Below are 14,637 nucleotides of genomic sequence, written 5' to 3' on the forward strand. Positions count from 1 at the left end.
ATGCGACGGGTGGCCGACACGGTCCGCCGGCGGCCCGGGTCCCGCACGACGCAGACCCCGGCCACCGCGCGTGGCCGTGCACGACGAGGTCGCCTCCGGCGACCCCGACCGACCAGGCCGCTCCGGCGGTCGTGGCCTGCCCGCAGGCCCGACCCACCGGCCACGACCACGAGGCCGCGCCCCGGCCCCGACAGGAGTTGTCACCCCCATGCCGCCCACCCCGACCGTGCCCGAGGACAACGTGCAGGACCGCGAGGAGTCGCCGCGGGCCAGCTACGCGTCGGCGGGCGTCGACATCGAGGCGGGCGAGCAGGCCGTCGAGGCGCTGCGCCCGCACGCCGAGCTGGCCTCCCGGCCGGAGGTCCTCGGCGGCATCGGTGGGTTCGCGGGGCTGTTCGCGCCGAAGCTGGGCCGCTACGCCGAGCCCGTGCTCGCCGCGTCGACCGACGGCGTCGGCACCAAGGTCGCGGTCGCCCAGGCGATGGACAAGCACGACACGATCGGCCTCGACCTGGTCGCGATGGTCGTCGACGACCTCGTCGTCTGTGGCGCGGAGCCGCTGTTCCTGCAGGACTACATCGCCGTCGGCAAGCTGGTGCCCGAGCAGGTCGCGACGATCGTCAAGGGCATCGCCGAGGGGTGCAAGCAGGCCGGCTGCGCGCTGCTGGGCGGTGAGACCGCCGAGCACCCCGGGCTGATGGAGGCCGGCGGCTACGACCTGTCGGCCACCGGCGTCGGCATCGTCGACGCCGAGGCGATGCTGCGCCCCGAGCGCGTCCGCCCCGGCGACGTCCTGGTCGCCATGGGTGCCTCGGGTCTGCACTCCAACGGCTACTCACTGGCCCGGCACGTGCTGCTCGACATCGCGCGGATGCCGCTGGAGGGCCACGTCGAGGAGTTCGGGACGACGCTGGGCGAGGAGCTGCTGATCCCCACCCGCATCTACGCCCGCGACTGCCTCGCGCTCGCCGCCGAGACCGGCGTGCGGACGTTCGCGCACATCACCGGCGGTGGGCTCGCCCGCAACCTGGAGCGGGTGCTGCCCGACGGGCTGGTCGCCGTCGCCGAGCGCGGCAGCTGGACGCCCGCGCCCGTCTTCAAGCTCATCGCCGCGCGCGGCCGCGTCGAGCGTGCCGAGATGGAGAAGACGTTCAACATGGGTGTCGGCATGGTCGCCGTGCTGCCGCCCGACGACGTCGACCGCGCCCTCGCGGTCCTGACCGCTCGGCACGTCCCGGCGTGGGTGCTGGGTGAGGTGCGCCGTGGCACCGGGGAGGAGCCCAAGGGCGTCGGCTCGCGGGTGCAGCTGCTGGGGGAGCACCCCCGCTTCTGAGTCCTCGACCGTACCGACGACCGCAGGGTTGCGCGGGTGACGCCGAGCGCAACCTGAGCGTCGCGTTCGGGCTGCGGGGCGACAGCAGGGTTGCGCGCGGGTTGCTCAGCGCAACCTCAGGGTCGCGTTCGGGCCGAGGGGTTCCTGCAGAAGCACCGCGACGGTCAGGTTGCATCCCGTCCTCCGCGCGCAACCTCACCGTCGTCGTCCGCGCGAATCGCGACCGTGAGGTTGCGCTCGGGACTCCGGGTGCAACCTCACGGTCGCCCTCGGCGCTTGTGTCGCCTGCGGGTCAGCCCGCCGCCCGGACGGCGGGTTCGCGCAGCATCGCCGGGTGCAGCCGGGTCGCCGGGCCGCGGCGGAACAGCTGCGCGGGACGGCCGGGGCCGCCGGTGACGTGGCGGTTCGTCGGGATGAGGAAGCCGGGCGTCGAGGTGACCTTGCGGGAGAAGTTCCGCGGGTCGATCTCGGTGCGCCAGACGGCCTCGTAGACCCGGCGCAGGTCGGTGATCGTGAACTCCGGCGGACAGAAGGCGGCCGCGAGCGTCGTGTACTCGAGCGTCTCGCGGGCCCGCTCGACACCGTCGGAGAGGATGCGGGTGTGGTCGAACGCCAGGTCGGCCACGTCGGCCACGGGGTGCCAGCCGCTCGTCACACCGGGCTGGTCGGGGTCGGGGAGGTCGGGCAGCAGCGCCAGAAAGGCGACGGAGAGCACCCGCCCGCGAGGGTCCCGGTCGGGCGCCGCGTAGCCCGCGAGCTGCTCGAGATGGCCGGTGACGCGCCCGGCGGCCCCCGACCCGATCTGGGCCGACAGCTCGCGGGCGGCGGTGTCGGCGAGGTCCTCGTCGGGGGCGACGAACCCGCCGGGAAGCCCCCAGCTGCCCTCGAACGGCTGCTCGCTCCGGCGTACCAGCAGCACACACAGCTCGTCGCCGCGCACGGTGAGGACCACCAGGTCCACGCCGACGGCGAACAGGTTGCCACGCATCGTGATCCGTTCCTGACGTCCGCTTCGTTCTCGTCAGGCTGACACTACCTCGAAGATCGAGACGCCGCTCCGGCGACGTGCCGCCCGGTCCACCCTCGCAGGCGGTTCTGCCCGGTCGATCGCGTCGCACGGGGCGGCTGTTACCGACGAGCGCGACGGCTACGGCCCCGACGCGGCGTGCCGGACGAGCTCGACCAGCTCCTCGTCGTCGAGGTCGATGCGGCGGGCTGCGGCGACGAGGTCGTGCACCAGGTCGAGCACGGCGGCCCGGTCGGCGCGCAGCCCCTCCCGGACCGTCGCCCCGCGCCCGCGTCGCAGCTCGATCATGCCCTCGTCGCGCAGGTGCTGGTACCCCGCGAGCACGGTGTGGATGCTGACGTCGAGCGACGAGGCCAGCTCCCGCGCGGGCGGCAGTCGCTCGCCCGGCCGGACCGTGCCGTCGGCGATGCCCCGACGCACGCAGGCGGCGATCTGGTCGGCCAGCGGGACCGGCCGCGCGGGATCGACCCGGAACAACACGTCAGCTCACCCGGTGGCCCAGGCCGACGAGCAGGCCCGCGGCGGTCCGGGCGTCGTCGACGGTCACGGTGAACCGTCGCCCCGAGCGGCGCGTGACGATCAAGGCGGGTCCCCGCCGCAGCACCACCCCGGAGCCGCCGGGGACGATCCGGTAACCCCAGCCACCGAACTGGGCGGGAGAGACGACGCCGGTGGTGACGGAGGCGATGTCGTCGGCCGGGATCCTCAGCCGCGGCCAGCCGAGCACCCCGAGCGAGACGACGAGACCGCGCCGGTCGACCGTCACCAGCGCGGACGAGCCGAGCAGTAGCACCGCCAGGCCGACCGCCACCAGCAGCGCCCCCACGAGCGGACCGGCCGGCCACGCCGCGGCCAGCCCGGCGACGACGAGGACCGCCCCCAGCGCCAGCGACGCCCGTGACTCGACCCGCCCCGACCAGCTGACCAGCTCGCCGGGGGCCACGGCGATCGCCTCGGCGGCCGGCTGCGGCGGTGCGACGGGGCTGCGCGGCGTGACGAGGTACCCCACGGCGCCCGCCACCGCGGCGACGCCCAGTGCGACCAGCAGCCGGCTCATCGGCAGCTCGGCGGCCGCGGCGTCCGGCGCGTCGACGTTGGCGAGCACGGCGCTGAGCAGCACGGTCCCGAGGATGCCGGCCGTCGCCCACGAGACGAGACCGAAGAACCGCATGGTGTCCACCGAGGAGACGGGCGCCGCGGGCGACCTGCCACCGATGGCCGCGAACACCGCGCTCATCACGACGCCGAGCAGGATGGCCGCCACCAGCATCGCCGCGCGCGGCATCGTGTCGACGACCGTGCCGTCCGCCGCGAACCGCGACGCCATCTCGGCCGGTAGCCGGTCCCACGCCACGAGCGTCGTCACCACCGCGGGGAGCACCGCCACCAGGTGGGGCGCGCCCGTGAGGATCGCCCCGGTCGTCCGTCCCATGCCGTCACCTCGTTCGAGTATCGCCACTTGTTATGGACCAACTATAACAAGTGGGTGTGCAGAGCGCGAGCCGATACGGAGCCGGCGTGGCGGATGGTCGTGCGGGCAGACCGATCCGGGCGCCCGTCGGACGCCCGGATCGGTCAGCCGGAGATGTCGAGGAGCCGGCGGTCAGCGCCGGCGGAAGTCCCCGTCGTCCTCGTCGTCGGAGGAGGGACGGTACGACGCGTACGAGTCGTACTCGTCGTACTCCTCGTCGTCGGAAGCCGGCCCACTACCGATCTCGCGCTGCAATGCGTCGAGATCCATGGTGGGGGAGCTGTACTTGAGCTCGCGGGCCACCTTCGTCTGCTTGGCCTTGGCTCGTCCGCGCCCCATGGCTGGTCCCCCTTACAACAGGGAAGGGGCGGCCGGATGTCTCGGCGGCCCCGTTCATCTCATCAATGTTCCTGTTGCCACCGTACCTTGCGCACGGCCGACCGTGCGACGTGGCATCGATGGTGTGACCGGGAATGGTCCGCTGCGGCCCCGCTACTGGAATCATCCGACCCATGCCCGAGCCGTTCCTGTCGTACCTGCGGGTGTACGAGCCCCTGCGGGTGTTCGACGGCCCCACCGGCGTGCCCGTACGGGAGGCGCTGCGCCGCGGTGCGGTGGAACCGCACGATGCCGGGCGCCGCGACCGTGACCAGTGTCTCCGTGCGGCCCTGCGCTCACGCCTGCTCCCCGGCGACGACGGGGCGGGCGGCGAGCTCGACGTGGTGGTCACGACGTCGGAGGCGGGCGACCGGCTCGTCTGCCCGCTCGACACGCGGCCGCGGGCGGCGGCGGCGGTGCTGGCGTTCCTCGCCGAGGAGCTGCCGGTGCTGCGGGCGGCGGCGCTGCCCGTCGCCGAGGCCGCGGCCCGCCGCGGTGCCGAGGCCGCGCTGACCGAGATCGGGGACGGCGCGGCGCACGTCGTGACATCGGCGTGGACGGTGCCGCTGCCGTGGTTCGCCCTCGTCGATCCCGCACGACGGCGACTGCGGCTCGACTCCCCGCGCCGGGTGCACTGGCAGGTGCCGATCGGGACCGCCATCGCGCGGGCCGAGCGCGCGGAGAAGATCGTCCGTTCCGGGATCGGCGACGAAGGGCCCGCCGAGGTGCTCGCCGAGACCGCCGGCTGGCTCGGCCGCTTCGACCGGGAGTCGGTCGTCGAGCTGGACTACGGCGGCCTGGTCGAGTTCATCGACGACGACACCCTGCGTGCCGACGACTCCGCCCGCCTCGTCCAGGACGCCCTCCAGGCCCTGCACGACGGCGACGGCGACACCGCCCAGGCCTGCTACGAGCGGCTGCGCGAGTTCTGGGGCGCCGTGGCGGGGCGCCGGCGGAACGGCTGAGCCGAGACCCGCGGCAGCGGGTCAGGTCCGCAGCCCCGACTGTGCCGCGCGGCCCGGCGGCGGCGTCGCGTCGTCGGCCTCGATCGAGTCGGGGTCGATGCGGGCGGGTGCGGCGCGTTCGTCGACCCCCGCGACGAGCTCCGCGTCGACCGGCACCGACCGCTTGACCAGTGCCAACGCCACCGCGCCGAGCTCGTGGTGCAGCGTCACCGTGCCGACCCGCCCGACCGGCCTGCCTCCGTTGACGACCGGGTCGCCCGGACGGGGCAGCTCCTCGTCACCGGCGTCGAGGTGCAGCAGCACCAGCCGGCGCGGGGGCCTGCCCAGGTTCGCCACCCTCGCGACGGTCTCCTGCCCGCGGTAGCAGCCCTTGGTCAGGTGCACGGCCGAGCCGATCCAACCGACCTCGTGCGGGATCGTGCGCTCGTCGGTGTCGACACGCAGCCGCGGCCGCAGCGCCTCGACCCGCAGCGCCTCGAAGGCCATCGTCCCGGCGGCGCGGGCACCCGCGGCGGTGAGCCTCGCGAACCAGGCGTCGCGTTCGGCGCGCGGGACGACGACGTCGGCCGCGTCCTTGCCCGGCCACGGCATGCGGCGCACGAACCCACCCCCGGCCAGCGCCAGCGCGCCCACCCCGTCGGGCACCGGCACCCCCGCGGCGGCCAGCACCGTCGGCGTGTCGGGTCCGACGACGCTCAGCACCGCCAGCTCGTCCGTCGCGTCGCGGGGTTCGACCTTCGACCAGAAGACCATCTTGGTGAGGTACCCGAGCAGCTCGGCCGCGTCGTCGGGCTCGACGTCGAGCCACACGGTGTCGCCGACGTGCGCGACGACCATGTGGTGCAGCACCCGGCCGTTGATGTCGAGGACGAGTGCCTCGGTGCCGGTGTCCCCGGGCAGCTCGCTGACGTGCTGGGTGAGCAGCAGGTGCAGCCAGCTGAGCCGGTCCTCGCCGGGGACCGCGAGCACGCCGCGGTGGCTCCGGTCGACGACGGCCGCGCCGCGCGCCATCGCACGCTGCTCGGCGAGGGGGTCGCCGCGGTGCGCGGGGACCCGTGCGTCGGGGTCGTGCGGCGCGTCCGCGGGGACGGTGTCCGTCGAGTCGGTCACCGGTCGGTCTCCTGTTCGGTGCTGTCCGTGGGGTCGGCGTCGGCGTCCTCGGCGCAGTCCGCGCACCGACCCGAGAGGGCGACGTGCGTCGCGTCGAGGGTGAAGCCGGACTCGTCGCGCAGCCGGGCGGCCAACTGGTCCATCAGGTCGGTGGGTGCCTCCGCGACCGAGCCGCAGTGGTGGCACACGAGGTGCACGTGCTGGTGCTCCTGCTCGGAGTACGTCGGCGCCCCGTGCCCGAGGTGGGTGTGGCGGACCAGGCCGATGCGTTCGAGCAGCTCCAGCGTGCGGTAGATCGTCGTGATGTTGACGGCCGGGGCCGTCTCCTGGACGCGCGTGCAGATCTGCTCGGGCGTCGCGTGCCCGAGTGCGCGGACGGCGTCGACGACGAGCTGACGCTGTGGCGTCATGCGCAGGCCGCGCCGGTGCAGCGTCTGCCGCAGCGAGGTGTCCACACCCCGATCGTAGGCGCTCACCCGCGGCGACGGCCCGCGATCGCCGACCGGGCTGCGCGCGGTGGCGGCGGCCGTGTGGGTGGGGCACTCTCGGCCTCGTCGCGTGCCGACCACGACCTCCGGGGCCTGCCTCGGGTGTACCGCTCTGCTCCGTCCGGGTGAACGGCCTGCGGCCGCGACGGTAGGCTCGGCATCTCGACGGGTGGCCTCGGGAGGTTTGCGATGACGGCTGACGGTGCGGACCGCTCGCCCGGTGCCGCGCAATTCGACGTCGTGTTCCGCGGCTACTCCCGCCGCCAGGTCGACGAGCACATCAGCCGGCTCCATCGCGTCCTCGCCCGGATGCGTGCCGACCTCGACGCGGCGCAGGGCGCCCGATCCGCGACTCCACACCCCGCGGCCACGCCGCAGCCCCAGGTCGACCCGATCGACGGCATGTCCGACCGGATGAAGAGCATCCTCGAGCACGCGGAGAAGGAGGCCGAGGAGATCCGTGGCCGGGCCAGGACGGCCGCTGACGCGGCGCGCCGGGAGCTCGACGACCTCCTCCGCCGTCGCGACGCCGTCATGCGCGACCTGACCCGGATGCGCGGTGAGCTCGACGACCTGCGCTCCGGCTCGCCCGAGAACCGTCCGGCGGCGACCGCGTCGTCACCGAGGATCGCCGCCGCGCCACCGATCCCGGCCCCTCCCGCCGGGTCCGGTGCGGCTGCAGGCGCGGCGATCGCGGGCAGCCCGCACGGCGTGTCCGGCGGATCGGCACCTGCGAAGGGCGGGTCGGCTGCCGGTGCGACGTCCGAGGCGGGGTCCGAGGCGGCGACGCGGGCGAACCGGGTGCCGTCCGGGCCGGCGCGGCAGGCTGGGGCGGAGGCGTCCGAAGCGGGGACGGACCGGACCCGGGCCGGTGCGGGCGTGCAGCGGCCCGGGGGGTCGGCGAGCTCGAACCGGGCGCCGTCCGGTCCCGGATCGACGCACCGGTCCGGTCCAGGTGCGGCGCCGTCCGGTGGGCCGGTGCCTGCGAAGGGCGGGTCGGCGTCCGAGCCGACCGGGTCGAACCGGGTGCCGTCCGGAGGATCGACGCCTGCGAACGGCGGATCGGCTCCCCGCTCGGCGTCCGAGGCGGCGACGAGGGTGAACCGGGCGCCGTCCGGTCCAGGGCCGCAGCAGGGCGGTGCCGGGGCAGCCCCGTCCGGGGCGTCGGCTCCCGCCCAGGCGTCCGAGGCGGCGGCGCGCGTGGATCGTGCTCCGGCTGGTTCGGGTGCGGCGCAACGTTCCGGCTCGCCCGCTGTGTCGCAGAAGCAGGCCGCTCGGTCCGCGGTGCCGCAGAAACCGGCCGGTCCGTCGGGGGTGCCGCAGAAGCCGGGCGCTCCATCTGGTGCGTCGCAGAAGCCGGTGAGCCCGTCGGGTGGGTCGTCGAGGCCGGCGGGCCCGTCCGGTGGACCGCAGAAGCAGGTCGGTCCGTCCGCGGTGCCGCAGAAGCAGACCGGTCCGTCTGGTGCGTCGCAGAATCCGTCGTCGCGGCCCGTGAGTCCTTCGGGTGGGTCGCAGAAGCCTGCGGTTCCGTCCGGTGGGCAGTCGAACCCTGCGGGGCCGTCCGGCGCGCGGCCGCAGAAGGCGGCCATGCCGTCCGGCGCGTCCTCCCCGGAACCTCGTGTGGTGCAGAAGCCTCCTGTGGCGCAGGGTCCCGGCTCCGGGCAGCAGCCGGGGACGGGGCAGGGAGCCGGTTCCGCGTCGTCGGACCACCGGGGTTCGGCGCCGCGTTCGTCCTCGGCGGCCGGAACCACTGCCGGGCCCGCCGAGCGCAGAGGACGGTCGTCCGAGTCGTCGCGCGCGGGAACCGCGGGCCCGGCTGCCGGCCGCGGTGGCCCGACGCCGGCACAGATGCCGCAGCGCCCCGCGCAGCAGAAGCCCGCCCGGCAGACACCGACCCAGCAGAAGCCCGATCGGTCGGAACCGGTCCGGCAGGAGGCGGCTGCCCAGCAGCCCCCCGCCGCGTCGCGACCCGTGGCCGCGCAGCAGAAGTCGCCGACGCGACCCGCGTCGGCCGGGCCGGTCGACACGGCAGGTGCCGGGCAGCGATCCGGCACGGCTGAGGACAAGGGCGCCAAGGAAAGCGCCGGGGGAGCGGCGGCCCGGACCGCGCAGGAACGCCGGTCCCAGTCGTCCGGCGGTGGCACGACGGTGTCGATGCGCCCCGAGGGTGACGTCGCCGAGGCCGCCGACCTGTTCCGGCCCGCGTCGGAGGCATCGAAGGCGCCCGTGGCCGGGGAGGCGTCGGCGACCCGGAATCCCGTGCCGACCGACGTGCCCTCGAAGCCACCTGCCACGGTCCGTGAGGACGCGGACGGGTCCGCGCGCACCACCGGATCGGCTGAATCGTCCACGCGCGGCGCGGGCGGGGGTTCCCCGGCGGCGACGTCCCCGCCCCCGGCAGCAGACACCGACGCAGCTGGACCGGATGCGTCGGCGTCGTCGAAGGACGAGTCGCGCACGTCAGAGACCTCGTCCAGGGCGAAGAAGGGTGGGCCGGGCCCCACCGCGGCCGGCACCTCCGGGAAGGCTGGGCGCAGCGCGGACACCGACGACGGTGCACGCGCGGGCGGATCGGTCTCGAAGTCACGCACCGGGTGACAACGGTTGCGCAGGGTGATGTGACCTGGCGTACCGTGCGCGACCATGCTGTCGCCGTTCTCGGCCGATGCGCCTGCGCTGCACGGCGTCCCGATCGGCTGGCTGGTGCTCGCGGGCCTGGTGGTCGTGCTCGCCGCTGTGCTCGTGATCGTGGCGCTGCGTCGTCGGAGGCGTCGTCGGGCTGCCGCGTCGACCGCTGCCGCCGCGACCACCGGCGCACCGGCCGCGATCCCCGACGCCGGGAACGCTCCGGAGCCGGTCGCGCGACCCGTCGAGGTCGGTGCGGCACCGGGCGGAGGGCGCGAGGACGGTCCGGCCGGCAGCCGTGAGCCGGGAGCACCGGCCGAGGCCGCCGACGCCGCGGCACCGGACGGGGCGGCACCGGGCGAGGCCGCAGCCGACTCGGTCACCTCGGTCGGCGCGACCGTGTCGTCCCTGCCCACCCCGCCCGCGCCCGCCTCGTCCGCCGACGGGGGCCCGGAGCAGCGCCCGCGGACGGTGGGCGACCTGGCCGCGGTGCGCGATGTCGACACGACGCCGTTGCCGATCCGGTCCGACGTCCTGCTGATGCGTGCCGCCGCCCGGCAGCAGGCGGGGACGTCGGCGCAGGTGCGGGTGCCTTCGTCCGGTCCGGGTGGGGCGGTGCCGGCGCAGGCGACGTCGGCGGACTACGCCGCACCATGGCTGCGCGTCGACCTGACCCTGCCCGCTGCCGAGTCCGCGGCGGATCGGCGGGGGAGCGGTGCGACCTCCGGCGGCGGCACCCCGGCCGCCGGGAACGACCTCGGCGGCGGCACCCCGCCGGCGGGGGACGAGCCCGGCGCCGGCGCCCCCGGCGCCGGGCTCCGTCCGCTAGGAAACGACGGCCCGCCCAGGAACGACGGTCCGCCCAGGAACGACAGCCCGCCCAGGAACGACAGCCGGCTCGGGGTCGACAGCCGGGCCAGGGACGACAGCCCGGTCGAAGGCGCGAGCCCGGGCGGAGACGACAGTTCGTCAGGGACCCGGACCCCCGGCACCGGAGCCAGTGGGGAGGCCGGGCCTGCCGCGGCCGGGACGCGAGCCCGGGACACGGAGACGGGGCCCACCGGAGCCGAACTCCGAACTGCCGCAACCGATACGGGCCCTGCCGCAAACGATACGGGCGCCGCCGCAACCGATACGGGCGCCGCAACCGAGACCGGTGCCGCCGCGACAGACATCAGCGCTGCCGCTCCTTCCGGCGGCGCTGCCGCAGGGCATGTCGGCGCTGCCGCGTCCGAGACCGGCCCGGTGGCCGGGACGCGTTCTCCCGCAACGGGACCGGGATCCACCGGAGCCGCGCGTCGACCCGCCGTCGCCAAGTTCGGCGCTGGTCCGTCCGAGATCCCCGGTGACGAGGCGAATACCGCAGCCGCCCCGGCACCGCCGGTCGCCCCGCTCGTCTCCCCGGCGGGCACGGTCGACGCGGCCGGACCGCCCACCCCGCCGCAGGCTCACACTGACGCACCTGCCGATCCCGTCGTCGGTCTGACCGCCCCCGAGCGGTCACCGTCGGCGGGTGCCGGAAAGTCGCTGGCCGATGCCGTCGCGAGTGCACTCGCGAGCCGGTCCTCGGCCGACCGCCCGGACCGGCCCGAGCCCGCGCCCCGACCGGCCGACGTCCGCGACCGGTTGCTCGCCGTCCTGCTCGACCAGCCCGACCAGGCGATCGGCGCCGCCACCGAGCTCGATCGGGTCCGCAGCCAACTCGACCGCCTCGGCGCCGCGGTCCGGCACGAGCAGGACGCCCTGGCGGGCCTGGTCCGCCGCCTCGCCGCGGCGGGTCTCGCCGACGTCCAGATCGCCGAGCTTGCGGGCATTCCTCTCGCCGAGGTCGCCCGTCACCGCGCCGCGGATCGCGACGCCGCAGTGCGTGATGCCGGGCGCCGCGAGGACCGCTGACCCGCACATCGGCACTGCCCCGAGGCATGTCCAGCCCGCTCTGCGCGCCGGCGCGTGTCCTGCAGCGGGACGGGACCCTCCGCCGGACGGCAGGGGGACGGTCAGCCGGCGATGCGGTGCAGCCGGGCCGACAGGTGCGGCTGCAACGGCTGGCCCATCATGGCCCGCTCGTCGACGTAGGCGAGGTCCCCGCCCTCGACGAGGCCGTAGAGCCGGTGCGAGCCGGTGACCTCCTTGGCCGTGGCGGTGCGCGCGACGGCGTCGGTCTCGATCTCCCACGACGTGAGCGTGCGGGCCTTGCCGTAGAAGATCTCGATGATCCCGGTGGCGTGCGCGATCAGCACCTCGAGCGTGCCGTCGGGCTGCGGGCGCCAGAAGCCGGTCTCCCGCGCGGCGGGCCGGATGACCTTCCCGTCCTCGTCGAGCAGCCACGCGCGGGCCTCGTAGCCGACGAACGGGCGGCCGTCGTGGGAGAACACGAGCTGCTGGCCGAAGCGGTACGGGCCCTCGATCGTCGGGTAGACGACCTCGCCGGTGCCGCGCCACGCACCGATCAGCGGGAGCAGGCCGAGGCACGCCTCGTTGAGGTCGGGGCCCTCGCGCAGGTTCGCGGTGTCGTCGGGGACCGGCAGGTCCTCCCAGCGGGGACGATTGCGCTGCGGGGAGTCGGGTGCGGCGTTGGCGGGACCCTGGATCGTCGTGCCGAGCCCGTCCGGGTCGCGCGCGTCGTCGCCGGGGGTGCTCATGACGTCCCGTCCTGGTGAGGGGCGGAGGTGAACAGCCGGCGCAGCAGGACGCCGGTGAAGCCGGCGATCCCGAGGCAGACCGCGATCAGCAGTACGGTGAACATCCAGTGCACGGGCGCGGAGCATAGTCGCGCCGACGGTCCGGGACGCCGAACGCCGCCCCGGACGGCAGGTCGGGGCGGCGTTCGTGACGATCGGAGCCGGGATCGGCCCGTCAGGCGACGGCGACCTCGGTCTGGTGCAGGCCGGGGCCCTCGGCGTTCAGGACGGCCTCGCCGTTGCCCGAGCGCGACAGCGCGCGGACGGTCCAGGTGCCGGGCGCGGCGAAGAACCGGAAGTCGCCCGACGCCGAGGAGACGACCTCGGCGGTGAACTCGCCGGTGCCGTCGAGCAGCCGGACGAAGGCGCCCCCGACGGGGGCGCCGCCGGCCACGACGCGTCCGGCGAGGACGGTCTGCTTACCGAGATCGGTGCCCACGGGCAGCGACACGGCCTGGTCGGGTGCTCCGCACATCAGGCGCTCGCCCCCAGCTCGATCGGCACGCCGACGAGCGAGCCGTACTCGACCCAGCTGCCGTCGTAGTTCTTCACGTCCTTGTGGCCCAGCAGCTCACGCAGGACGAACCAGGTGTGCGAGCTGCGCTCGCCGATGCGGCAGTAGGCGATGACGGCCTTCTTGCCGTCGAGGCCGGCCTCGCCGTACAGGGCGGTCAGCTCCTCGTCGGACCTGAAGGTGCCGTCCTCGTTGGCCGCCTTGCTCCACGGGACGTTGATGGCGCCCTTGACGTGGCCACGACGCTGCGAGACCTCCTGCGGCAGGTGCGCCGGCGCGAAGATCTTGCCGGAGTACTCGTCGGGGGAGCGCACGTCGACCAGGTTCTTCACGCCGATCGAGGCGACGACCTCGTCGCGGAAGGCACGGATCGACAGGTCGGCGTCCTTGGCGGTGTAGCTGGTCGCCTTGCGCTCGGGGACCTCGGTGGTGAGGGTGCGCCCGTCGAGCTCCCACTTCTTGCGGCCGCCGTCGATCAGCTTGACGTTCTCGTGGCCGTACAGCTTGAACTCCCAGTACGCGTACGCCGCGAACCAGTTGTTGTTGCCGCCGTAGAGGACGACGAGGTCGTCGTTCGAGATGCCCTTGGCCGAGAGGACCGCCTCGAAGTCCTCCTTGCTCAGGACGTCACGACGGACGGGGTCGGTGAGCTCGGTGGTCCAGCTGAACTTCACGGCGCCGGGGATGTGGCCCCCGTCGTAGGCGGTGGTGTCTTCGTCGACCTCGACGAAGACGACGCCCTCCGCTCCGAGGTTCTTCTCGGCCCAGTCCGTCGAGACGAGGACGTCCTCGCGGCTCATGCGGTTGCTCCTTCTGCGGTGTGCGGGTTGCGGGCCCGGAGACGGGCCCGGATACGTGCGATCACGGTGTACATCTCGCAGCCCAGGCAGAAGCCGAAGGCCGCGTTGAGGAAGGCCGCCGCGAGCGCGAGCGCGGTGGCCACGATGCCGAGCGTCGTCAGCCCGGTGAGGTATCCGACGGTCGCGACCGCCGCGAACACGAATCCCACCAGTTGGGAGAACCGCACGGGGGCGGCGTCCTCACGTTCGGCGGGCGGTCCGAGGCGGCGGGCGAGCAGGGCGCGGTACAGCAGCGAGTAGGGCGCGAACCGCATCCCCGCGAAGGCGCCCAGCGCGAACACGACGGCCTGGGCGCCGGCGAGCCAGCCGCTGCCGGAGAGCAGGACCAGCACGAGGACGACGGTCGTGACGGCCGCGGCGAACCGGACGCCGCGCGGGTCGAGCCCGGGCTCGGCAGAGGTGGAACCGGATCCCGCCGCGGGCGCGGCAGGGTCGACCGGTGCGGGCATGGGTGACTCCTGGTGACGGACGGACGTCGGTCGTTGCCGGCACACGCGGGCCCCCCGGACGTGCGGGGAGGCGTCAGCGGGCCGACGTCAGGAGACGCGACACAGGCAGCTGCCGACGCGGCACAGATCGACTGCGCGACGTTTGGTCAGCGGCCAGTTCACGGCACGAGCGTAACCGAGGATCCCGCTGACCGGGAACGCCCGGTCGAGCGGGCCGGACAAGCGCGGGGCGTCACGACGCCGTCGTGGCGGGTCATCCGGCCAGCGCCGGGGCCAGCGCGCGCACCAGCTCGGGGCGCCGCGGCACCCCGGAGACGCGCAGCAGCTCGGTGCCCGCCCTGTCGAACGCGACGACGGTGGGCGTGCGCATGATCCCGAGCTCGGCAGCCACCTCGGGGCGGTCGGCGACGTCGACCTCGACGTGCACGAGGCCAGGGGTGCTGTCGACGAGCTCGCCGAGCAACCCCGCCGTCTGCCGGCAGGGTGTGCAGACCGGCGACGACACCTGCAGCAGCAGGACGCGGTCGTCGAGACCCGGTTCGTGTGCCGCGAGCGCCCACCCCGACCCGGGTGGGGACGCCCCGGGTGTGGCGAGCCGCACACGCCCGGCCCGGGCCCGCAGCACCAGCCCGACCACCGTGGCCACGACGAGCACGCCCACGACGACCACGATCCCGACGGTGTTCACAGGACCTCAGAACGCTCGTGCGGGCCGGGCCATTCCGCCGTTCGGCGG

The 14,637-nt window shown here is 74.8% G+C and carries 15 protein-coding genes; 3 read left to right on the forward strand and 12 right to left on the reverse strand.

Features of this window, described 5'->3' with window-relative positions:
• Nucleotides 1-208: 208 nt before the first annotated feature.
• Nucleotides 209-1,333, forward strand: a complete 1,125-nt coding sequence (gene purM / locus PSED_RS02285; protein ID WP_013672651.1) for a phosphoribosylformylglycinamidine cyclo-ligase — start codon at nt 209-211, stop codon at nt 1,331-1,333.
• Nucleotides 1,334-1,625: 292 nt separating this feature from the next.
• Here the strand turns inward: purM and PSED_RS02290 are convergent, their stop codons facing one another.
• From PSED_RS02290 to PSED_RS02305, 4 genes are all read right to left on the reverse strand, one after another.
• On the reverse strand, nt 1,626-2,321 hold the full coding sequence (locus PSED_RS02290; RefSeq protein ID WP_013672652.1) for an NUDIX hydrolase: 696 nt from the start codon (nt 2,319-2,321) through the stop codon (nt 1,626-1,628).
• A 159-nt stretch (nt 2,322-2,480) separates the two neighbouring features.
• On the reverse strand, nt 2,481-2,840 hold the full coding sequence (locus tag PSED_RS02295) for a GntR family transcriptional regulator (RefSeq protein WP_013672653.1): 360 nt from the start codon (nt 2,838-2,840) through the stop codon (nt 2,481-2,483).
• A gap of 1 nt (nt 2,841) precedes the next feature.
• Nucleotides 2,842-3,792, reverse strand: coding sequence for a DUF1648 domain-containing protein (locus PSED_RS02300; RefSeq protein ID WP_013672654.1), 951 nt, complete (start codon nt 3,790-3,792; stop codon nt 2,842-2,844).
• 171 nt (nt 3,793-3,963) lie between these two features.
• Nucleotides 3,964-4,170 carry a DUF3073 domain-containing protein gene (locus PSED_RS02305; RefSeq protein WP_013672655.1) on the reverse strand — a complete coding sequence of 69 codons (207 nt, stop codon included), beginning with the start codon at nt 4,168-4,170 and terminating at the stop codon, nt 3,964-3,966.
• A gap of 173 nt (nt 4,171-4,343) precedes the next feature.
• On the opposite strand from PSED_RS02305, the gene PSED_RS02310 reads away from it, so the two are divergent.
• On the forward strand, nt 4,344-5,174 hold the full coding sequence (locus PSED_RS02310; protein WP_013672656.1) for a DUF8083 family protein: 831 nt from the start codon (nt 4,344-4,346) through the stop codon (nt 5,172-5,174).
• Nucleotides 5,175-5,195: 21 nt separating this feature from the next.
• On the opposite strand, the gene ygfZ is transcribed toward PSED_RS02310, so the two are convergent.
• Nucleotides 5,196-6,284 (reverse strand): CAF17-like 4Fe-4S cluster assembly/insertion protein YgfZ, encoded by a 1,089-nt coding sequence (gene ygfZ / locus PSED_RS02315; protein WP_013672657.1) that lies wholly within the window; start codon nt 6,282-6,284, stop codon nt 5,196-5,198.
• Nucleotides 6,281-6,739 carry a Fur family transcriptional regulator gene (locus tag PSED_RS02320; protein WP_041759204.1) on the reverse strand — a complete coding sequence of 153 codons (459 nt, stop codon included), beginning with the start codon at nt 6,737-6,739 and terminating at the stop codon, nt 6,281-6,283. Before PSED_RS02320 ends, ygfZ begins: the two co-directional genes overlap by 4 nt.
• 2,676 nt (nt 6,740-9,415) lie before the next feature.
• Here PSED_RS02320 and PSED_RS02325 point away from each other — a divergent pair.
• Nucleotides 9,416-11,293, forward strand: coding sequence for a hypothetical protein (locus tag PSED_RS02325; protein ID WP_013672660.1), 1,878 nt, complete (start codon nt 9,416-9,418; stop codon nt 11,291-11,293).
• Nucleotides 11,294-11,394: 101 nt separating this feature from the next.
• Here the strand turns inward: PSED_RS02325 and PSED_RS02330 are convergent, their stop codons facing one another.
• The 6 genes from PSED_RS02330 to PSED_RS02350 all read right to left on the reverse strand — a co-directional run bounded on the left by PSED_RS02330 (nt 11,395) and on the right by PSED_RS02350 (nt 14,589).
• Nucleotides 11,395-12,039 carry a heme-binding beta-barrel domain-containing protein gene (locus PSED_RS02330; protein WP_013672661.1) on the reverse strand — a complete coding sequence of 215 codons (645 nt, stop codon included), beginning with the start codon at nt 12,037-12,039 and terminating at the stop codon, nt 11,395-11,397.
• Nucleotides 12,040-12,253: 214 nt separating this feature from the next.
• Nucleotides 12,254-12,553: a DUF1416 domain-containing protein gene (locus PSED_RS02335; RefSeq protein WP_013672663.1), complete on the reverse strand. Its 300-nt coding sequence runs from the start codon at nt 12,551-12,553 to the stop codon at nt 12,254-12,256.
• Nucleotides 12,553-13,392 (reverse strand): sulfurtransferase, encoded by an 840-nt coding sequence (locus PSED_RS02340; protein WP_013672664.1) that lies wholly within the window; start codon nt 13,390-13,392, stop codon nt 12,553-12,555. Before PSED_RS02340 ends, PSED_RS02335 begins: the two co-directional genes overlap by 1 nt.
• Nucleotides 13,389-13,901, reverse strand: coding sequence for a DUF4395 domain-containing protein (locus PSED_RS02345; protein WP_013672665.1), 513 nt, complete (start codon nt 13,899-13,901; stop codon nt 13,389-13,391). Before PSED_RS02345 ends, PSED_RS02340 begins: the two co-directional genes overlap by 4 nt.
• Nucleotides 13,902-13,988: 87 nt before the next feature.
• Entirely contained in the window at nt 13,989-14,063 is a 75-nt protein-coding gene (locus tag PSED_RS35585) for an Ms5788A family Cys-rich leader peptide (RefSeq protein WP_374754887.1), read from the reverse strand.
• Between the two features lie 91 nt (nt 14,064-14,154).
• Nucleotides 14,155-14,589, reverse strand: coding sequence for a thioredoxin family protein (locus PSED_RS02350; protein ID WP_013672666.1), 435 nt, complete (start codon nt 14,587-14,589; stop codon nt 14,155-14,157).
• Between the last annotated feature and the right edge of the window lie 48 nt (nt 14,590-14,637).

Source organism: Pseudonocardia benzenivorans CB1190 (genome assembly GCF_000196675.2).
GTDB lineage: Bacteria > Actinomycetota > Actinomycetes > Mycobacteriales > Pseudonocardiaceae > Pseudonocardia > Pseudonocardia benzenivorans.